Here is a 21,116-nt window from a genome sequence, read left to right on the forward strand (position 1 = left end):
ACAGTTGCTCCCAGGAGGACACCATGCGTCACGTTGATTTTTCCCCCCTCTATCGCTCCACCGTCGGCTTCGACCGCCTCTTCACGATGCTCGACAGCCTCGGCCAGCCTGACCAGGCTCAGACCTATCCGCCCTATAACATCGAGCGCACCGGCGAAAACGCCTACCGCATCACCATGGCGGTTGCCGGCTTCGACGAAACCGAACTGTCGATCGAAGCGCGCGAACATACGCTGACAATCAAGGGCGAAAAGAGCGAGGACAAGGCCGAAGAAAACCAGTTCCTGCATCGCGGTATTGCCAAGCGCGCCTTCGAACGTCGCTTCCAGCTTGCCGACCATGTGGAGATCAAGTCCGCTTCGCTGAAGAATGGCCTGCTGCACATCGACCTCACCCGCGAGATCCCGGAAGCAGCCAAGCCGCGCCGGATCGACATTACGTCGGTCGCATCGCAGCCGAAGCAGATCGAGGCCCAGAACCTCTAATCCCTCCCTCCCAAGCTTGAAGAGGCGGCGCCCGAAAGGACGCCGCCTTTTTTTGGGATCGTTGTTTTCGCGTCTTCCCGGACAGGTTCTAGATCATTGAAATAACGCAATGCCGGACGGAAAACCGTTTCACACTTTTCCTGGAATTGCTTTAGGGGCGGACGGGTTCGGCGATGGCGTCCAGCTCTTTGCGGGCGGCGTAACGCTGGGCAATCACCGCGCAGGCCATCAGCTGGATCTGGTGGAAGAGCATGACCGGCAGCACGATCGCACCGATGTTCTGGCCGGCGAAGATGGCGCTTGCCATCGGGATGCCGCTCGCAAGGCTCTTCTTCGAGCCGCAGAAGGTAATGGCGATCTCGTCGGCGCGGTTGAAACCGAAGAGGCGGCTGCCGAACATGGTGACGGCGAGTACCAGCGCCAGCATGACGATCTCGATCGCGACCAGCACCCCGAGATCGGCAAGCGAAAAGGTCTGCCATAGCCCCGATGTGACGGCCTGGCTGAAGGCCAGATAGACGACCATGAGGATCGAACCGCGGTCGACGGGCGCAAGCAGGCCCTTGCGCGCCCGGATCCAGCCGCCGATCCACGGCTGCAACAATTGACCGGCGATGAACGGTGCCAGCAGCTGCAGCAGGATCTGCTCAAGGGCATCCAGCGACACACCGCCATGGCCGCCGGCGGAAAATAGGAGACCGACGAGAAGCGGCGTCAGGAACATGCCGAAGATGTTGGAGGCGGACGCTGAGCAGATTGCTGCCGGGACATTGCCGCCGGCAACCGACGTGAAGGCGATCGACGATTGCACGGTCGAGGGCAGGACGCAGAGGAAGAGGATGCCGGTATAGAGCGCCGGCGGCAGGACCGATGACGGTACGAAGCCGACGACGAGGCCGATCAGCGGGAACAGCACGAAGGTCGATGCCAGGATCGCCAGATGCAGCCGCCAATGCAGGAAGCCGGCGACGACGACATCGCGCGACAATCTTGCGCCATGCAGGAAGAAGACCAGGCCGACCGCCACCTTCGTTGCCATGGCGAACCAGGCCGTCGCCTCGCCATGGATCGGCAGCATCGATGCCAGAAGCACGGTGAGAAGCAGGAGCAGGGTGAAGGTGTCGGGAAGATAGCGGCCCATGTCTGTCACTGGCTCGATTGAGAAACGTCTTGCCGAGAAATGTCATTATGAAGCAGGATGCAAGGAATAACAGTTATCGCGAAATTGGATAATGCATGCTCGACCTCGTGCAACTGCGCAGCTTCGTTGCGCTCGAACAGATGGGCAGCTTCACCCTCGCGGCCGAGAGACTGGCGCTTGGCCAGTCGACGGTCAGTCAACATATTCAAAGGCTTGAGGCGTCGCTCGGGCGCAAGCTCGTTGCCCGCGACACGCACCGGGTCTCGTTGACGACGGATGGTCAGGCCCTGCTTGCCCATGCGCGTTCGATGCTGGCGATCGACGACGAGGTCAAGGCGCTGTTTGCCGAAAGCAGTCTGCGCGGACGATTACGGCTGGGCATGTCGGAGGATTTCGTCACCAGCCGGTTGCCGGGCGTGCTCGAAGATTTCGTTCGCGCCCATCCGTCGGTGGAGCTCGAATTGACGGTAGCACTCAGCGGCGTGCTCTACCATATGCAGGATGGTGGCGAGATCGATCTGGTGCTGGCAAAGCGGCGGCTGGGCGATCCGCGCGGCGAACTGGTCTATCGCGAGCCGCTGGTCTGGTTGGCGCGTGATCCCGAGCGTGTGAAGCGTGACAGGGTGCTGCCGTTGATCGCCTTTCCGCCGCCGAGCATCACGCGCAGCGTGGCGCTCGAGGTGCTCGACCGGCATCGGCTGCCATGGCGGATCGTCTGCACCTGCGGCAGCCTCAGCGGGCTGACGGCCGCCGCCCAAGCGGGCATGGGCGTGCTCGTCCAGCCGCGCAGTATGGCGCCGCAGGGCCTGCGGGAAATACCCACCGGCACCTTGCCGCCGCTGGAGGATGTCGAGTTCGTACTGGTTCCCAGCAAGGGCGCCGACCAGAAGCTGATCGCGGCGCTCTCGACCGAGATTTTGTCGAAGGTGAGGACGTTACAGGGCCAGGCGTGAGCCACAACACCGCGCGTGGCACGCGGTATTGTGGCTCTTTGAATTTGCTGCATAATTTTCTCCTCGGATCTATCCTGATCCAAGGAATTATGCAGTCGCCTCAGCAGGCTGCGACGAAGCGATCGACGTCGTCCATCTTGGTCGCAAAGCTCGTCACCAGGCGATAGAGGCCCTCGTCGGCCGCGAGGCTTCCGGCGAGTTCGTGCGGAACCGGCCAGTCGTAGAAAACGGCGCCTTGCTCCTGCAGTTTCGTCGCCACGTCCTTTTTCAGGATGACGAAGACCTCGTTGGCTTCGACCGGCCAACCGAGCCGGCTGTTGCGCGAAGCGGCGATGCCGTTGGCAAGACGCCGGGCCATGGCGTTGGAATGCCGGGCGAGGTCGAGCCAGAGACCGCCTTCGAGGTAGGCGTCGAACTGGGCCGAGACGAAGCGCGATTTCGAGAACAACTGAGCCGAGCGCTTGCGCAGGAAATGCATCTCGTGCGCCTTCGAAAGATCAAAGAGGACAAGGGCCTCGGCGCACCAGCAGCCGTTCTTCGTGCCGCCGAAGGAAACGAGATCGACGCCACGCTTCCAGGTCATCTCGGCCGGTGTGGCATCGAGGCTGACCAGCGCATTGGCAAAGCGGGCGCCGTCCATGTGCAGCGGCAGCTTGTGTGCATTGGCGACCGCGGCAATCGCCTCGATCTCATCGAGTGCGTAGACGGTGCCGCTTTCGGTCGCTTGCGTCAGCGTGACCGCCATCGGCTGACCGCCATGGACATTGTCGAGCGGGTAGCGGCGAATTTCCGCCTCAAGGCGCGATGCGTCCATCTTGCCATGTTTGCCGTCGACGGGCTTCAACCTCGATCCATGGGTGAAGAATTCCGGAGCGCCGCACTCGTCGGCCGTCACGTGCGCTTCGCGGTGGCAGAACGCGACGCCGCCGGCGCGGCTGGTGCTGGCGAGCGCCAGCGAATTGGCGGCCGTTCCCGTGCCGACGAAGAAGACTGCGACATCGCGCTCGAAAACCTCCGACAGTTTCCTCTCCACCTTCCGGTCGAGCTCACTGGTGCCGTAGGCGGAGGCGTAGCCGTCGGCATGGGTCACGAGGCTCTGGGCGATGGCAGGGTGGGCGCCAGCCCAGTTGTCAGAGGAAAAAATCATCACATATCGTCCTGTTTCACGGTCATATCGACGTCGTTCGGGCGACCATAACCCACCTGCCGGCCGGATCAATCACGGTCGCTGCTATGGAGGCCAACAGGATACCAGTTTGAAACCAAAATGAAGAAAACGTCCGTTTGTCGTAATTAAATTATAAAACCGGGAAATTTTCGGCAATGTTCGGCAAAATCCCTTCTATTATTTGCTCATATGCCCCTTGCGGAGGGGGGCGGTTTCTGGCATAGAGCGCATGAAATAGGACAGTCTTGCTGTCCTATTTCGGTCTAGGGACCGGAACAATCGCCGCAAGTGCCCAAAAAATCGGCAATCGGCGTGTGGCGCAGGGGGATCCGCCGGATTTCATCCGGTTGTTAACGCCTGCCATCAGGATGGTCACTGACATCAATGCCTGATGATGCCGTGCATTATTTGCGACCTGATCAGGATCATGAGACGATGAATGCCCCGGCTTTGGCGGCACGTGAATGCGTGCGACGAGAAGCCATGCGCGGGCGCAGGTATGCCCGGACATGCCGGGTTCAACAGGAGGGAAGACGATGACGGATCACACGCCATCACAGCAATCTGGGCTCAACCTCGCACACACTGTTGCGACGGCTGAAAAAACGCCCACATTCCCGTCCGGCCTGCCGCGAAAACAGGGTCTCTATGATCCGCGCAACGAACACGATGCCTGCGGCGTCGGCTTCGTCGCGCATCTGAAGGGTGAGAAGTCGCACCAGATCGTGCGCGACGGCCTCTTCATGCTCGAAAACCTGACGCACCGCGGTGCCGTCGGCGCCGACCCGCTGATGGGTGACGGCGCTGGCATCCTCGTGCAGATCCCCGACCGCTTCTTCCGCGAGGAAATGGCCAAGCAGGGCGTTACCCTGCCGAAGGCCGGCGAATATGGCGTCGGCTACCTCTTCATGCCGCGCGACGAAAAGCTGATTGCCCATTTCAAGGACGTGATCAGCGAAGTGGTCGCCGAGGAAGGCCAGCACGTGCTTGGCTTCCGCGACGTGCCGGTCGACAATTCGTCGCTTTCCAAGGCTCCTGATATCGCTGCGACCGAACCGCACCATGTGCAGGTGTTCATCGGTGCCGGCCGCGATGCCGCGACCAACGCCGAATTCGAGCGTCGCCTGTTCACGCTGCGCAAGGTGATCTCCAACCGCATCTATGCGGAAGCGGAAGGCGGCGATCTCGGCTTCTACGTCGTGTCGCTGTCGACGCAGACGATCGTCTACAAGGGCATGTTCCTGGCCTATCAGGTCGGCGCCTACTACAAGGACCTGGAGGACGAGCGCTTCCAGTCGGCCGTCGCCCTGGTTCACCAGCGCTTCTCGACCAACACGTTTCCGTCCTGGAAGCTCGCGCACCCCTATCGCATGGTCGCCCACAACGGCGAAATCAACACGCTGCGCGGCAACGTCAACTGGATGGCGGCGCGCCAGGCTTCCGTGTCCTCGCCGCTCTTCGGCGACGACATCTCCAAGCTCTGGCCGATCTCCTACGAGGGTCAGTCGGACACCGCCTGTTTCGACAACGCGCTCGAATTCCTGGTGCAGGGCGGTTACTCGCTTTCGCATGCGGTGATGATGCTGATCCCCGAAGCCTGGGCCGGCAACCAGCTGATGTCGCCCGAGCGCAAGGCGTTCTACGAATACCACGCAGCGCTGATGGAGCCGTGGGACGGACCGGCAGCCGTGGCCTTCACCGACGGCCGCCAGATCGGCGCGACGCTCGACCGCAACGGTCTGCGTCCGGCCCGCTATATCGTCACATCTGATGATCGCGTCATCCTCGCGTCTGAAGCCGGCGTGCTTCCGGTCGACGAAGAAAAGATCGTCAAGAAGTGGCGCCTGCAGCCGGGCAAGATGCTGCTCATCGACATGGAGCAGGGTCGCATCATCTCCGACGAGGAGGTGAAGTCTTCGCTCGCCGACAAGCATCCTTACCGCAAGTGGCTCGACGATACCCAGCTCATCCTCGAAGAGTTGAAGCCGGTCGAGCCGCGTGCGCTGCGCCGCGACGTTTCCCTGATCGACCGCCAGCAGGCCTTCGGCTACACGCTCGAAGACACCAAGATCCTGATGTCGCCAATGGCCACCACCGGCCAGGAAGCCATCGGCTCGATGGGCACCGACACGCCGATCTCGGCAATGTCCGACAAGCGCAAGCTGCTCTATACCTACTTCAAGCAGAACTTCGCGCAGGTCACCAACCCGCCGATCGACCCGATCCGCGAAGAGCTGGTGATGAGCCTCGTCTCGTTCATCGGCCCGCGCCCGAACCTGCTCGATCATGCCGGCATGGCGCATGCCAAGCGGCTGGAAGTGCGCCAGCCGATCCTGACCAACGGCGATCTGGAAAAGATCCGCTCGATCGGCCATACCGAGGACCGGTTCGACACCAAGACGCTCGACTTCACCTACGACATTTCGCGCGATGCCGAAGGCATGCCGGAAATGCTCGATCGCCTCTGCGAACGTGCGGAAGCGGCGGTCAAGGGTGGCTACAACATCATCGTGCTTTCCGACCGCCAGGTCGGTCCGGACCGCGTCGCGATCCCGGCGCTGCTGGCAACGGCCGCCGTGCACCACCACCTGATCCGCAAGGGCCTGCGCACCTCGGTCGGCATCGTGCTGGAATCCGGCGAACCGCGTGAAGTGCATCACTTCTGCCTGCTCGCCGGCTACGGCGCCGAAGCGATCAACCCGTATCTTGCCTTCGATACGCTGACCGACATGCACAAGCGCGGCGATTTCCCCAAGGAAGTCGACGGCAGCGAAGTGGTCTACCGCTATATCAAGGCGGTGGGTAAGGGCATCCTCAAGGTGATGTCCAAGATGGGCATCTCGACCTACCAGTCCTATTGCGGCGCGCAGATCTTCGATGCTGTCGGCCTGTCGTCGAAGCTGGTCGACCAGTTCTTCTTCGGGACTGCGACGACGATCGAAGGCATCGGCCTTGAAGAGATCGCGGCCGAAACCGTCGCCCGCCACAAGGCAGCCTTCGGTGCCGATCCGGTGCTTGCCAACACGCTCGATATCGGTGGCGAATATGCCTACCGCATGCGCGGCGAAAGCCACGCCTGGACGCCGGATGCGATCGCCTCGCTGCAGCATGCCGTGCGCGGCAATGCAGAGGATCGCTATCGCGAATTTGCCGAGATGGTGAACAACTCGGCGCTCAGGATGAACACGATCCGTGGCCTGTTCACCGTCAAGAGTGCGGAGGCTGCCGGCCGCAAGCCGATCTCCGTCGACGAGGTCGAGCCGGCCACCGACATCGTCAAGCGCTTCTCGACGGGCGCCATGTCCTTCGGCTCGATCAGCCGCGAGGCGCATACGACGCTGGCAATCGCCATGAACCGGATCGGCGGCAAGTCGAACACCGGCGAAGGCGGCGAGGAAAGCGACCGCTACCTGCCGCTGCCCGATGGCTCGACCAACCCGGAACGGTCGGCGATCAAGCAGATCGCCTCCGGCCGCTTCGGCGTGACCACCGAGTATCTTGTTAATGCCGACATGCTGCAGATCAAGGTGGCCCAGGGCGCCAAGCCCGGCGAGGGCGGGCAGCTGCCCGGCCATAAGGTGGATGCGACCGTCGCCAAGACCCGGCATTCGACGCCGGGCGTCGGCCTGATTTCGCCGCCGCCGCACCACGACATCTACTCGATCGAAGATCTGGCGCAGCTGATCTACGACCTGAAGAACGTCAACCCTGAAGCCGATGTTTCGGTCAAGCTGGTCTCGGAAGTGGGCGTCGGCACGGTTGCTGCCGGTGTCGCCAAGGCGCGCGCCGACCACATCACCGTTTCCGGTTTCGACGGCGGCACCGGCGCATCGCCGCTGACGTCGTTGAAACACGCCGGCAGCCCCTGGGAAATCGGCCTTGCCGAAACTCAGCAGACGCTGGTGCTGAACGGCCTTCGGTCGCGCGTTGCCCTTCAGGTCGATGGTGGCCTGAAGACCGGCCGCGACGTGATCATCGGCGCGCTTCTCGGCGCCGACGAGTTCGGTTTTGCCACCGCGCCGCTGATTGCGGCCGGCTGCATCATGATGCGCAAGTGCCACCTCAACACCTGTCCTGTCGGTGTCGCGACCCAGGATCCGGTGCTGCGCAAGCGCTTCAAGGGCACGGCCGAGCACGTCATCAACTACTTCTTCTTCGTTGCAGAGGAAGTGCGCGAGATCCTCGCCTCGCTCGGCGTGCGCAGGCTCGATGAAATCATCGGTGCTTCCGAACTCTTGGAGAAGGACGGCGCGCTCGCCCACTGGAAGGCCAACGGTCTCGATTTCTCGAAGATCTTCCACAAGGTCGACGCTCCGAAGGCGGAGACCTACTGGACCAGCCGCCAGAAGCACCCGATCGACGACGTGCTCGACCGAACGCTGATCGAGAAGGCCAAGATCGCCTTGGAAACCAAGGCGCCCGTCGCCTTCGAAGCCAAGATCAAGAACGTCGACCGGTCGGCCGGCGCCATGCTTTCGGGTGTGCTTGCCAAGCGCTGGGGCCACAAGGGCCTGAAGGACGATACGATCCACGTCACCCTCAAGGGTACGGCGGGCCAATCCTTCGCCGCCTTCCTGGCGCGCGGCATCACCTTCGACCTGGTGGGCGACGGCAACGACTATGTCGGCAAGGGGCTTTCCGGTGGCCGTATCATCGTCCGGCCGCCTGAAAACACCAAAATCGTGCCCGAAAACTCGATCATCGTCGGCAACACCGTGCTTTACGGCGCGATCTCCGGCGAATGCTACTTCAACGGTGTTGCCGGCGAACGCTTCGCCGTGCGCAATTCCGGTGCCATTGCGGTCGTCGAAGGCGTGGGCGACCACGGCTGCGAATACATGACCGGCGGTGTCGTCGTCGTTCTCGGCGCGACGGGCCGCAACTTCGCGGCCGGCATGTCCGGCGGTGTTGCCTATGTGCTGGACGAGGAAGGCGATTTCGCCCGCCGCTGCAACATGGCGATGGTCGAACTGCAGCCGGTGCCCGAAGAAGACGACATGCTCGAGAAGCTGCATCATCACGGCGGCGACATCATGCACAAGGGCATGGTCGACGTGTCCGGCGATATGACGCGCCACGACGAGGAGCGGCTCTATCAGCTGATCTCCAGCCACCTGCACCATACGGGCTCGCCCCGGGCAAAGGCGATCCTCGACCATTGGGCAGACTACCGGCCGAAATTCCGCAAGGTCATGCCGGTCGAATATCGTCGTGCGCTCGAAGACATGGAACGCATGAAAATGGCAGAGGCGGCCGAATAGAGGCCCCGGTGAAAAGGGCTCCCGGTTCCGAAAAGGGTTCGGGGGTTCATCACGCGCGCTTGTCTCAAGCGCCTGTTCAGACGCATAGCTATCAGGATGATACGATGGGTAAGGTAACTGGTTTTCTCGAGATCGACCGGCAAGTGGCAAAGTACCAGCCGGCGTCCGACCGCATCCGCCATTTCCGTGAATTCACCATTCCGATGTCGGAACCGGAGGTGCAGAAGCAGGCGGCACGCTGCATGGATTGCGGCATCCCCTACTGCCATGGGCCGACCGGGTGTCCGGTGCACAACCAGATCCCCGACTGGAACGATCTGGTCTACAACGGCAACTGGGAAGAGGCGATCCGCAACCTGCATTCGACCAACAACTTCCCGGAATTCACCGGCCGCGTCTGCCCCGCGCCGTGCGAGGAAGCGTGCACGCTGAACCTCGAGGATGCGCCGGTCGCGATCAAGACCGTCGAGCAGGCGATCGCCGACAAGGCCTATGAAATGGGTTACATCGTGCCGCAGCCGGCTGTTACCAAGACCGGCAAGAAGGTCGCCGTCATTGGTTCGGGTCCGGCCGGCATGGCCGCCGCCCAGCAGATGGCGCGCGCCGGTCACGAGGTTCACGTCTACGAGCGCGAGAGCAAGCCCGGCGGCCTGCTGCGCTACGGCATCCCCGACTTCAAGATGGAGAAGAACTTCATTGATCGCCGCGTCGAGCAGATGAAGGGCGAAGGCGTCACCTTCCATTGCGGCGTCAATGTCGGCGTCGACCTGCCGGCCGAGCAACTGATCGATCGCCACGATGCCGTGCTCTATTGCGGCGGCTCCGAAACGCCGCGCAATGCCGGCATCCCCGGTGTCGAATTCGCCGGCGTGCATGACGCCATGCCCTATCTCGTGCAGCAGAACCGCCGGGTCGGGCGTGAGAACATCGACAGCACCGGCTGGCCGTCAGCGCCTATCCTTGCCGGCGGCAAGCACATCGTCGTCGTCGGCGGTGGCGACACCGCCTCCGACTGCGTCGGCACGGCCTTCCGCCAGGGTGCCGTCAAGGTCACCCAGCTCGACATCCGCCCGCAGCCGCCGGAAAAGGAAGACAAGCTTGCCGTCTGGCCGTTCTGGGCGACCAAGATGCGCACCTCGTCCAGCCAGGCCGAAGGCGCGATCCGCGAGTTCCAGGTCGCGACGTTGGAGTTTGTCGGCGACGAGGACGGCAACCTCATCGGCGTCAAGTGCTGCCAGGTGGACGATCGCCGCAAGCCGATTGCCGGCACGGAGTTCATCATCAAGGCCGATCTCGCCTTCATCGCCATCGGCTTCAGCGGCCCGTTCACCGATAGCGTACTGAAGGATCTCGGCGACAAGCTGACGCTCAACACCGATCGTCGTGGCTCGACCAACGTCGTTGCCAACGACCGCGACTACAAGACTTCGGTCGACAAGTTCTGGACGGCCGGCGACGTTCGCCGCGGCCAGTCGCTCGTCGTCTGGGCGATCCGCGAAGGCCGCCAGGCGGCCCGCGCGATCGACGAGGCGCTGATGGGATCGTCGATCCTGCCGCGCTGACATCATTGCTCCCAAGTGCAAAAAGGGCTCCGCCGGTTCATCGTGGGGCCCCTTTTGCTTTAGGGAATTTCCAGGAAAAGTGCGAAGCGGCTTTCCGTCAGGAAATGCGTAAAAACAAAGAGATAGAGCATCTGTGCGCTTCCGTCCAAATCGGAAACGCTCTAGGCGAAGCGATCGCCGTGACGATGGTTGTCGCACGCAGCCGCTCGAAAAAGTGTTAGTTCCGGATCACCGGATTGCTGATGACCGTACTAGGCTTGGCGAGGCGGAAATCGTCGACACGGCCGGCAGGTGCCGCGGCAACATCCCCCTTGTCGACCAGTCGGTCGCGCGGGCTCTTGCCTGTGCCCTTGTTGGGTGCGGCATCGCCGAGCAGTGCTGCAGCGCCGTCGAGATCCGGATCGGTGAGGCCGATCGGCTGCGTCTTGACGATGTCCTCGTTGGCAAGCGGCGCGGTAACCACAAGGTCCTTCAGCCCATCGGCGCCCGGCACGTCCTTGTCGGTCGCCGCGGCATCCCCGAGCAGGCGGCGAATGTCCTTTTCCACGTAGAAGGCGAGCTTGCGTTTACCGGCTTTGGTCAGGTTGATCCCGTCGGCGCCGCGCAATCGAACCTGCTGGCCGTTGATGTCGGAGCCGGTCAGCACGAACTTGCCGCCTTCGTCGACGAAACCGTCCCAAATGTCGACGAACTGGCCACCGACCTTTTCGACTTCCTCGCGGTAGATGCCGTTGAACGTCACCATGTCGGCGGTCATCGCGGCGGACTGGAACGGCGGCATGCCGACCCACAGGACCGGCAGTTTTTCCTTGTGTGCCAACTCTGCTAGCGCATGGACACGTTTGCGGTATTCCTCGGTCCAAAGATCGGTGCGGTACTTTTCCTTGGTGCTGCCGATCTGCATCTGCTGACGATCGTTGGCGCCGAGGCTGATGATGATGACGGAAGGCTTGATCTCGCCCACATAGCTCGGCAGCGTCACCGGCCAGTTGAAATAGTCCTCGCGCACCAGCCCGGACGAGCCGCTTGCGCGCGTCTCGATGGTGATGCCGGGCGTCATCTCGAATGCGGTCTTCAGGCCATCGCCGAGGCTGCCGGCCATGAAGTCGCCGACGACCAGAACCTTCTTGGAGTCCGGCGCCTTTTCAACCGGCTGCGGCACCGGCGCCGCATCGGCAATGGCGGGCTTTGCCTTTTGCTGGCCCGGAGCCTTCTGTCGTTGCGGGGTTTGGCTTTGGCGGGCGCGCCTCGGGCGCGGCTGTTGCGGAAACTCGTACCGCTCGTCGATTACGCGGCGTTCGCGCGTGAGGCCGCCGAACAGCATCTGGAAGAGATTGCGTCGCTGCACCCTCTGCTGGGCTTCCGCATAACTTGCGGCAAAGCCGACGAACAGCATCGCGGCTGCGGCGATGATCATCGTCGCCGTCCTCCAGGGCATTGCGCCCCCTGTCATCCGGGCCTTGGTTTTCGCATGCATATCTGATCATCCATCGAACGGACGGCGGCCGCAAGGCCGCCGTCGCGTTTCGGGCGTGCGCGTCAGTTGCGCAGGGCGCGCAGCAGATGTTGTGTCGGCTCGCCGTCCGGCGCCAGGCCGTTCTTCGATTGGAACTCCTGGATCGCAGCCTTGGAGCCGGATCCGAAATTGCCGTCGACTTCGCCGCTGTAATAACCCAGTTCCTTCAGGCGGTTCTGCAATTCGAACTTCTCGCTGATATCGAGCGAACCGTCCGGTCGCGGCCAGCGCTGCTGCATTCCGGCATAACCGGCGATCTGGTCGGCAAGAAGACCGACGCCGAGCGCGTAACTGTCCGACGCGTTGTAGCGCTTGATGACGAAGAAGTTCTTGGTCATCAGGAAGCCTGGACCGTTACCGCCGCTCGGCAGCTTCAGTTCGGCCCGCGAATTGCCGTTGCGGAAGCCCTTGCCGTTCGGGCGGAGGAAACCGAGTGCTGCCCACTGGGCAAGCGTCTTCGTCTGTCCGGAATATTTCGCGGCGTTGGCCGGTGGTGCGACTTCGTAGCCCCAGGTCTCGCCCGCTTGCCAGCCGTTCTTCTTCAAAAGGTTGGCGGCGGTCGCAAGCGCGTCGGGCACCGAATTCCAGATGTCACGATGGCCGTTACCATCAGCGTCGACCGCGTAGAGCAGATAGCTGGTCGGGATGAATTGCGTGTGTCCCATGGCGCCGGCCCAGGAGCCGGTCAGTTCGCGCGGGGTGATGTCGCCGCTCTGCAGGATCTTGAGTGCGGCAATCAGCTGGGTCTTGGCGAATTTCGCGCGCTTGGGATCGGCATAGGCAAGGGTTGCGAGCGCCCGCGGCACGTAGTGCAGGCGGTCGTCCTTTTCGAGAACGGCGCCGTAGTTCGATTCCATCGACCAGATCGCCAGCAGGATCGTCTTGTCGACGCCGAAGTGCTTTTCGATCGAATTCAGCGTGCGGGCGTGCTTGGCGGCCATCTCCTGGCCGACGCGCTTGGTGTAGGGGTTGACGCGGGAATCGATGTATTCCCAGATCTTGTGCTTGAACTCAGGCTGGTAATTGGCCTTTTCGATCACGGTGGCGTCGGGTGTCTTCACGCCGGCAAAGGCCTTGCGATAGGTCGCCTGGGTGATGCCGCTCTTTGCAGCCGTGGCATAGAAGTTGTTGATCCAATTCTGGAATCCGGCATCGGCGCGCGCGGGGGAGGTGCCAAGCGCGACGGCGGATAGGACGAAGGCGGCTGCGATATGACGGAAAAACGTCCTGCGGTTTCTGATCATCAGCTGTCGGTTCCGTTTCTCTGCGGAGCCTCAGCCGTCATAGCCGGGACATTTCCGCATGGTGGCAGTCTGGAGCCAGCCTTGCGGTTCGGCGACCGCCGGCGGTTCCTGTTCTCGGATCCGGCCGCAGTCGATGCAGCGCCGGATTAAGGCGAATCTACAGAAACGTGGTCAACAAACCCTTTACCATGAAAAGGCCATTGCGTCTTCCGTGGAAGAAAATGCGAGTACCGTCCGTATCTGCATTTTTTTCGTCCCGGTTCAGCGTGCGTTCACATCGTTGCGTAGAGATTGCCGCCGCACTGCAAAGCGCTGCACGATTCCTTAAATTGATTTTGATTTAAGGATTTTAACAGCAACACTCAGGATTGAAATCCGAATGAAGGAGGTACCGATGACCGACAAGCGTAAAGTCCGCAAAGCCGTGTTCCCGGTCGCTGGTCTGGGCACGCGTTTCCTGCCGGCCACCAAGGCCGTGCCGAAGGAAATGCTGACGGTGGTGGACAAGCCGGTCATTCAATATGTGGTCGACGAGGCGATGGAAGCTGGTATCGAGCACCTGATCTTTGTCACCGGCCGCAGCAAGGCCGTGATCGAGGACTATTTCGATATCCAGGTCGAACTCGACCAGACCCTGCGCGAGCGCAACAAGAAGATCGAGATCGAGCTTCTCGACACCATTCTGCCGAAGGCCGGCACGACGAGCTTCACCCGCCAGCAGGCGCCGCTCGGCCTTGGCCATGCCGTGTGGTGCGCCCGCGAGCTGGTCGGCAACGAGCCTTTCGCGCTGTTGCTGCCCGACATGATCATGAAGGGCGAGAAGGGCTGCCTGAAGGGCATGGTCGAGCTCTACGAACAGAGCGGCGGCAACGTCATAGCAGTCGAGGAATGCGCACCGGACCAGGCCCACAAATACGGGATCGTCGGTGTCGGCGACAAGGTCGGCGACGGCTTCAAGATCACCAAGATGGTCGAGAAGCCCGCACCGGGAACGGCGCCGTCGAACTTCTTCATCAACGGCCGCTACATCCTGCAGCCGGAAATCTTCCCGATCCTGGAGAAACAGGAGCGTGGCGCCGGCAACGAGATCCAGTTGACCGACGGGATGCTGAAGCTTTCGGAGGTCCAGCAGTTCGCCGCCTATCATTTCCGCGGCGAGACCTACGACTGTGGCGCCAAGGATGGCTTCATCCTCGCCAACGTCGCCTTCGCGCTGGAGCGCGCCGATATCCGCCCGATCGTGGAGGGCCCGCTGAAGGCGCTTTTGAGCAGCTTGAAGTAATCCCGGTTCAACCGAAACGAAAAGGCCGCGTCCCCCACGGGCGCGGCCTTTTTCTTTGTATGGAAATGCGCATTGCCGCCCGGCCTTTATGCATGGCGGCCTCTCTGCTTTTACTCAACGCCGCAGCACAAGACCGACGCCGACGCGGGTGATGTCGGTCGTATCGCCGACGTCGGGCGTGGTGCGCTCATAGCTGACATCGCCGATTAGTGCGAGGTAACGGTTCATATCCCAGGTGAGGCCTGCGCCGGTGCGCCAGGTTGTCTCGTCGAGGGAACTGGAGTCTGACGGATATTTGCGGATGATCAGGGTGTTGGACAGTCGTGCAACCAGATCGGAGCGCATCTCGTGGGTGATGATGTTGGTCAAGGCATAGTCCATCGATCCGGAAACGCCCGCTGTCGTCGACGGGTCGAGACCGGTCGATAGCCCGAAGAGCACATCCGTACCGCGTTGCGGCGACCAGTTGAGGCGGCCGTCGACGGACAGGCCGCTGACGTCGCTGAGCCGGTCATCTTCGAAACGATAGGTCTCGTAGCCAAGGGCGATCTCGCCGTAGAGCTTCTCGCCAAGGTCGACCTCCAGACCGCCACGTGTCGCGTAGCTCTGGTAGGAGCGCTCGAAGCCGAGCGTGTCCTGGCGAAGATCGTAGATCGACCCGCCGACCGCGGCCTCGATGAACGGGATCAGTGCCGGTGACATTTCATAGCCGACGCGCGCCGTCAGGGTTCCGTTGTTGCGGTTTCGGTCTTCGACCGACATCGTCGTGCCGTTTTCCAGCTCGACGTCGCCATAGGTCTGCCGTTCGAATTCGAGCCCGACCGATCCGCGGATGAGGCCGAAGTCGCGCTCGATGGCAGCGCCGAGCCGATAGGTGTTGACGCCCGATTGTGTCTTGGCATTCGAGATCGCGTTCGGATCGTCGGCGTCCTCACGGTCGAAGCTGTAGCCTGCCCGAAGACGCGCAACGGTTTCATCTGAGAGATCGAGGCGCAGTTCCGCGTCGATGTCAGCGCGAGGCTCTTCCTCGCCCTCGCCGGAGATGTTGTTCTGCAACACGCCAGCGCCGATAACCGTCAGTTCGTGGCGGGACCAATCCGACGTCAGGGTGCCGCGGATGCCGGTTTCCAGATAACCGCGGTTCTGCTTGTTGTTGTTGCCGTTGTTGCGCCATTCATGGTTGATCGTCTCGCCGATTTCCGGCCGCAGCGTGAATGTGCCGATGCGAACGCCGGGTGCGCGGTCGTCTTCCGGCTCTATTCGCGTCCGCAATCCATCGATCGTTGGTTCGCGGCGGTTGAGACGGATGAGGTCTTCGTCCGAGGCCGGAGACAGATCGTCGGTGCTGACGGCGCCCGTCGTTTGCGGATCGGCGATCGCCGGTGCTGCGGTTGCTGTGCCGGGGGCAACGATGCCAGGGGTCGTCGGCACGGCGGCGTTCGTCACCGTTTGGGCATGCGCCGAAAGCGGAGCGGCCATCGCGGTGCCGGCCAGCAGCAACGCCACCAGCGTCAAACGCCGCGCGTCTCTTCCGATCGAGCGAGTGTTGTCTGGCACCATCTGCCGTTTGTCCGCGAGCCTGATTGCAATCCTTTCGCAATCGTAAAGCCGCGTGGTTAACCAATCGTTTCCAAACGGCAAAAACGCGTTAACGACATGCGCAAAAACAAGAGCTTAAAGCGCAGCACGCGCATCTGAACGGTCGCGGCGCTTTAGGCGCTCTCGACCGTCAGGTTGCGCCCGTGGCTGGCAACGATGCGAACGCGCGTACCGGCGGGCAGATCGGGCCCCTCGACGATCCAGATCGTATCGTCCAGACGCACGCGGCCGTGGCCCTCGGCAATCGGCTTTTCAAGCACGGCGGTTCGGCCGACGAGGCTTTGGGCCCGTTGGTTGAGCAGCGGTTCGTCCGTCTCCCTGGAAGACGAGGAGATGAAGTGCCGCCCAAGGAGAACGGCGACGATGGACAGAAGCGCGAAGACGACGAACTGAACCTGCCAGCCCCAGACGACAGTGTCCCACAGCAAGAGCGACAGAACGCCGGTGATGAGCGCGGCAATGGCGATCCAGACGAGGAAAACGCCGGGTGCGACGACTTCGGCCGCCAGCAGTGCAAGACCGAGAACCCACCAGCTCCAGGGGCCGAGTTCAAGGATGATGCGCTGGACCATCGCCTATTGTCCCTGAGGTTCAAACGGATCGGACGCCGGGCCGGTGCGCGGTGTCGTCGATTGGCGCTGCCGGGGGGCTGGCGCCTGGTTGTCGCCGAACACTTCCCTGGCAATTGCGCCAATGCCGCCGAGCGAGCCGATCAGCGCGGACGCTTCCATAGGCATCAGTATGATCTTCTGGTTGTTGGCAGTGCCGATCGCAGCAAGCGCTTCGGTGTATTTCTGGGCGACGAAGTAGTTGATCGCCTGGACGTCACCGGCAGCGATCGCCGCCGACACCATCTGTGTCGCTTTGGCCTCGGCCTCGGCCAGACGTTCGCGCGCCTCGGCGTCGCGGAAGGCGGCCTCGCGCTGGCCTTCGGCCTGCAGGATGGCCGACTGCTTGGCACCTTCGGCACGCAGGATCTGCGCGTTTCTCGACCCTTCCGCTTCCAGCACCTGGGCGCGCTTCTCGCGCTCGGCCTTCATCTGCCGAGCCATGGCGTCGACGAGATCCTTCGGCGGTGCGATGTCCTTGAGTTCGACGCGGGTGATCTTGATGCCCCAGGGGTTGGCGGCGTCATCGACCACGCGCAACAGCTTGTCGTTGATGGTGTCGCGGTTCGACAAAAGTTCGTCGAGGTCCATCGACCCCATGACCGAGCGGATGTTGGTCATGGTCAGGTTGAGAATGGCGTTTTGAAGATCGGACACCTGGTAGGCAGCCTGGGCGGCGTTGAGCACCTGGTAGAACGCGACGGCATCGGCCGACACGCTGGCGTTGTCCTTGGTGATGACTTCCTGGGTCGGAACGTCGAGGACCTGCTCCATCACGTTCATCCTGGCGCCGATCCGGTCGATGAACGGAATGATGATGTTGAGACCCGGTTCCATCGTCTTGGTGTAGCGGCCGAAGCGCTCCACCGTATAGCGATAGCCCTGCGGCACCGTCTTGACCATGGTGATGATCACAAAGATCACCAAGACCACCAATGCGATGACCGCAATATCAAATCCGCCCAAAGACACGTCCCCCATGATCACAACCCCAGTTTGAAGTGACACTCTAACCCAGACGTGGGCATCGGTCAGTCTATTTCAAGCGGTCGTCGCAGATTTCGGCTTCAAAGCCAGCCGCTTAGCTCCCGGCGGACGACATGCTCGAGAACCATCATGCCCTCGGCCCTGTCGTTGAGACAGGGGATATGTGCAAACTTCTCACCGCCATTGTGATGGAAGCTCTCGGCCGCCTGCTCGGCGATTTCCTCGAGCGTTTCCAGACAGTCGGAAACGAAGCCTGGGTTGATCACGGCGATGCGCTTGACGCCATCCTGCGCCAGCTTCTCGACCGTCTTGTCGGTATAGGGCTGCAGCCATTCTTCCGGCCCGAAGCGGGACTGGAAGGTTACCTGCAGCTTGTCCTTGGACCAGCCGAGCTTTTCGCGCAGCAGGCGCGCGGTCTTCTGGCACTGGCAATAGTAGGGGTCGCCTTTTTCGAAGTAGCTTTTCGGGATGCCGTGGAAGGAGGTCAGCACCACTTCCGGCTCCCAGTCGAGCGTCGCCAGATGCTGCGTGATCGAGGTCGCCAGCGCGTCGATATAGACGGGATCGTCATGATAGGGCGGGACGGTGCGCAGCGCCGGCTGCCAGCGCATCTTGAGCAGGGCTTCGAATGCCTTGTCGTTGACGGTGGCTGTCGTTGCCGCGGCGTATTGCGGATAGAGCGGGAATAGCAGGATGCGCTCGCATCCGGCCTTCTGCAGGGCCTCCATCCGCGAGGCGATCGACGGCTGGCCGTAGCGCATGCCCCAATCGACGACGATGTGCGGCTGCTCGGCGAAGGCTTCCGCCATCAAGGTCGCCTGGTTGCGGGTGTAGGTGCGCAGATAGCTCTCGTTCAGATCCTTGTTCCAGATCATTTCATAGGCCTTGCCGACCTTGCCGGGGCGGGTGTTGAGCACGATGCCGTAGAGGATTGGATACCAGAACAACCGCGACCATTCGATGACGCGGCGATCGCTCAGGAACTCCTTGAGATAGCGGCGCATCGAGGTGTAGTCGGTGCCATCGGGCGTGCCGAGATTGACCAGCAGAACGCCGACCTTTCCGGATTTAACGGTCGGGTGATCGCTTTGGGCGGTCGCGGCGGGCGCGTTGGTCATCTCGGTCCTCGTGGTCACGTATAAGCAGGTGCATGCACTTTTCGTCACGTCCTTCTAAGAAGAAAAGCCGGCGCGGGGAAGCCCGCGCCGGCTCTCGAAGGAGAGGCAAATTGTCTTACTTTGCCGGAATCTCCAGTTCGGTTCCGACATGCAGGTGGCGCGGAGCCGGCTTGCCGTTGGCCGCCGAGATCTTTGCCCAGAGTGCGCCATCGCCGTAGAACGCCTTGGCGAGATCCCAAAGCGTGTCGCCCTTGGCGATGACGTGCTTCTGCGGACCGGAGGCCGTCGTGCTCGCGGCGGCGTCGGCTGCAGGCTGCGTTGCCGGTTCGGCAGTCGTGGCGCCGGCGGCTGCAGCAACTTCGGTGATGCGGCCATCCGTGTAGGGTTTGAACGGCTGGTGCGCGGCGAGATAGTCGGCCAGAACGGTTTCGAGGCCCGGACCGTAGTCGTAGGCGTTCTCACCCTTGTCCTTGAAGATTGCGTAGCCGTCGCCGCCATTGCGCATGTAGTTGTTGGTGACGATCGAATAAGTCTTTGCCGGATCGAGCGGCACGAAGCCTTCGCCTTCCTTTACCTCGACCGAGACGACGCGGCTGCCCACTTCCTTCGACTTGTCGAACGAATATTTCATGCCGGCCACCTGCGGGAAACGGCCGCCGGGTTCTTCAAGCTTGCTAAGACCGTTCTCAAGCGCGGCACGGATGCCGTCACCCTTGAGCTGGAAGGTCGCAACCGTGTTCTGGAACGGCAGCACGGTGATGGCTTCGCCCATCGAAACGTCGCCGGCATCGATGGAGGCGCGCAGGCCGCCGCCATTGGTGATGGCGATCGTCACGCCCTGGCCTTTGACGCGGTCGAGCATGGCGTCGGCAACGAGGCTGCCCATTTCGCATTCCCTGGCCCGGCAATTGTCACGCGAACCGTCGATCGGGGCCTCGGTCTTGCCGATGATCTTGGAGCGCAGCTCCTCGATCGGCTTGGCGAGTTCGGCCACGCGCGTCAAAACGGACTGATCCGGCTTGATGGAAGAATCGACCAGGATCGGATCGCCCTTGGCAGCCTTCACCACGCCCTTGTCGTCGAAGGTGACGACGAGATCGCCGAGGTACTTGCTATAGGAGGCGGCCTGGACGACCGGAACCTTGTAGCCACCCGGGTTGTCGACCATCGTCGGGTAGGGGCCTTCGGCCTTTGCGTCGGTGTTCGACAGCAGGCTGTGGGAGTGGCCGCCGACGACGACGTCGACATCGGGGATCTTTGCGATCGCGGCGAGGTCACGCGGGTAGCCGACATGGGTGAGCGCGATGATCTTGTCGACGCCCTGCTTCTTCAGCTCTTCGACCGCGGCGGTCGTGGTGGCGACGTCGTCACCGATCAGGATGTCCGGGCCGGGGGAGGAGAGTTCGGGCGTGTCGTTGGCGACGGCGCCGACGATGCCGATCTTCTGGCCGCCGACTTCGAGAACGATCGACGGCTTGATGCGGTCGCCGATCTTCGACTTGTGACTGGGCAATACGTTGGCGGTGACGACGGGGAACTCGATCTTATCGAGGAAGCCGACAAGGCCATCTTCGCTCTCGTCGAATTCATGGTTGCCGACCGTCATCGCGTCGAACTTCATCAGGTTGAGGAATTCGGCTTCGGCCAGACCCTTGTAGGTGGTGAAGAACAGCGAACCCTGGAAGTTGTCGCCGGCATTCAACAGCAAGACGTTCTTGCCGGACAGATCCTGGCGTTTCTGGTCGATCAGAGACTTCAGGCGGGCGACGCCACCGAAGCACTCGTTCTTGCCTTCCTCTTCGGCCGAGCAGGTCGAATCGAACTTGTTGATCGATTCGATACGGGAGTGGAGATCGTTGATGTGCAGGATGTTCAGTTCATAATCGGCGAAGGCTGCGCCCGAGGAGAGGGCAAGAATGGACGCGGTCATCAGGCCGGTCCGTATGTGTCTGATCATGATGTTCTCCTGTTTTGCCTGTTGTTTGCCGGCCGCTTTCAGACCCGCCGAAGCGGGTCCGGTCCCCGCGGCCGGGGTGGCTTTGCCGGTGCGAATGTTTTCATCACTTCAGGGCGACTTCAAGCACTAAAACCATCCTCCGGTTGCCGGATCTGCAACCACAGCGCCGCGCGCCTTTTCAGGCGCGCAAAGGTCGCTGTAGCGCTTTGAATTGCTGCATGTTTTTCCCCCTAAA

14 protein-coding genes are annotated in these 21,116 nt (G+C 62.1%); 5 read left to right on the forward strand and 9 right to left on the reverse strand.

Features of this window, described 5'->3' with window-relative positions:
* Nucleotides 1-23 precede the first annotated feature (23 nt).
* A complete protein-coding gene (locus IB264_RS20805) occupies nt 24-485 on the forward strand; it encodes an Hsp20 family protein (protein ID WP_025424819.1) in 462 nt (153 codons plus the stop codon).
* A gap of 151 nt (nt 486-636) precedes the next feature.
* On the opposite strand, the gene IB264_RS20810 is transcribed toward IB264_RS20805, so the two are convergent.
* On the reverse strand, nt 637-1,626 hold the full coding sequence (locus IB264_RS20810) for a bile acid:sodium symporter family protein (RefSeq protein ID WP_025424818.1): 990 nt from the start codon (nt 1,624-1,626) through the stop codon (nt 637-639).
* A gap of 95 nt (nt 1,627-1,721) precedes the next feature.
* Between IB264_RS20810 and IB264_RS20815 the strand changes: the two genes are divergently transcribed.
* Nucleotides 1,722-2,579: a LysR substrate-binding domain-containing protein gene (locus tag IB264_RS20815; RefSeq protein WP_057217950.1), complete on the forward strand. Its 858-nt coding sequence runs from the start codon at nt 1,722-1,724 to the stop codon at nt 2,577-2,579.
* A gap of 100 nt (nt 2,580-2,679) precedes the next feature.
* On the opposite strand, the gene IB264_RS20820 is transcribed toward IB264_RS20815, so the two are convergent.
* Nucleotides 2,680-3,726, reverse strand: a complete 1,047-nt coding sequence (locus IB264_RS20820) for a low specificity L-threonine aldolase (RefSeq protein ID WP_057205649.1) — start codon at nt 3,724-3,726, stop codon at nt 2,680-2,682.
* A 557-nt stretch (nt 3,727-4,283) separates the two neighbouring features.
* Here IB264_RS20820 and gltB point away from each other — a divergent pair.
* Together gltB and IB264_RS20830 are read left to right on the forward strand one after the other, a co-directional pair.
* A complete protein-coding gene (gene gltB, locus IB264_RS20825) occupies nt 4,284-9,008 on the forward strand; it encodes a glutamate synthase large subunit (RefSeq protein WP_025424815.1) in 4,725 nt (1,574 codons plus the stop codon).
* Between the two features lie 104 nt (nt 9,009-9,112).
* The gene (locus IB264_RS20830) at nt 9,113-10,570 is read left to right on the forward strand and encodes a glutamate synthase subunit beta (RefSeq protein WP_025424814.1); all 1,458 of its coding nucleotides are present in this window, start codon (nt 9,113-9,115) and stop codon (nt 10,568-10,570) included.
* A gap of 217 nt (nt 10,571-10,787) precedes the next feature.
* On the opposite strand, the gene IB264_RS20835 is transcribed toward IB264_RS20830, so the two are convergent.
* Nucleotides 10,788-12,008 (reverse strand): DUF459 domain-containing protein, encoded by a 1,221-nt coding sequence (locus IB264_RS20835; protein ID WP_234907903.1) that lies wholly within the window; start codon nt 12,006-12,008, stop codon nt 10,788-10,790.
* Nucleotides 12,009-12,109: 101 nt separating this feature from the next.
* A complete protein-coding gene (locus IB264_RS20840; RefSeq protein ID WP_025424812.1) occupies nt 12,110-13,330 on the reverse strand; it encodes a lytic murein transglycosylase in 1,221 nt (406 codons plus the stop codon).
* Nucleotides 13,331-13,724: 394 nt separating this feature from the next.
* Between IB264_RS20840 and galU the strand changes: the two genes are divergently transcribed.
* Nucleotides 13,725-14,612 (forward strand): UTP--glucose-1-phosphate uridylyltransferase GalU, encoded by an 888-nt coding sequence (galU, locus tag IB264_RS20845; protein ID WP_025424811.1) that lies wholly within the window; start codon nt 13,725-13,727, stop codon nt 14,610-14,612.
* Nucleotides 14,613-14,726: 114 nt separating this feature from the next.
* On the opposite strand, the gene IB264_RS20850 is transcribed toward galU, so the two are convergent.
* From IB264_RS20850 to IB264_RS20870, 5 genes are all read right to left on the reverse strand, one after another.
* Nucleotides 14,727-16,172: an outer membrane beta-barrel protein gene (locus tag IB264_RS20850; protein ID WP_025424810.1), complete on the reverse strand. Its 1,446-nt coding sequence runs from the start codon at nt 16,170-16,172 to the stop codon at nt 14,727-14,729.
* Between the two features lie 152 nt (nt 16,173-16,324).
* Entirely contained in the window at nt 16,325-16,783 is a 459-nt protein-coding gene (locus IB264_RS20855; RefSeq protein WP_025424809.1) for an NfeD family protein, read from the reverse strand.
* Nucleotides 16,784-16,786: 3 nt separating this feature from the next.
* Nucleotides 16,787-17,785, reverse strand: coding sequence for an SPFH domain-containing protein (locus IB264_RS20860; RefSeq protein ID WP_025424808.1), 999 nt, complete (start codon nt 17,783-17,785; stop codon nt 16,787-16,789).
* A 101-nt stretch (nt 17,786-17,886) separates the two neighbouring features.
* Complete coding sequence (gene hemH / locus IB264_RS20865) at nt 17,887-18,924, reverse strand: ferrochelatase (protein WP_057217947.1); 1,038 nt, start codon at nt 18,922-18,924, stop codon at nt 17,887-17,889.
* 115 nt (nt 18,925-19,039) lie between these two features.
* Nucleotides 19,040-20,881: a bifunctional UDP-sugar hydrolase/5'-nucleotidase gene (locus IB264_RS20870; protein ID WP_057217945.1), complete on the reverse strand. Its 1,842-nt coding sequence runs from the start codon at nt 20,879-20,881 to the stop codon at nt 19,040-19,042.
* Nucleotides 20,882-21,116 lie beyond the last annotated feature (235 nt).

The sequence above is a fragment of the Ensifer sp. ENS11 genome (genome assembly GCF_014851895.1).
GTDB classification, from domain to species: domain Bacteria; phylum Pseudomonadota; class Alphaproteobacteria; order Rhizobiales; family Rhizobiaceae; genus Ensifer; species Ensifer canadensis.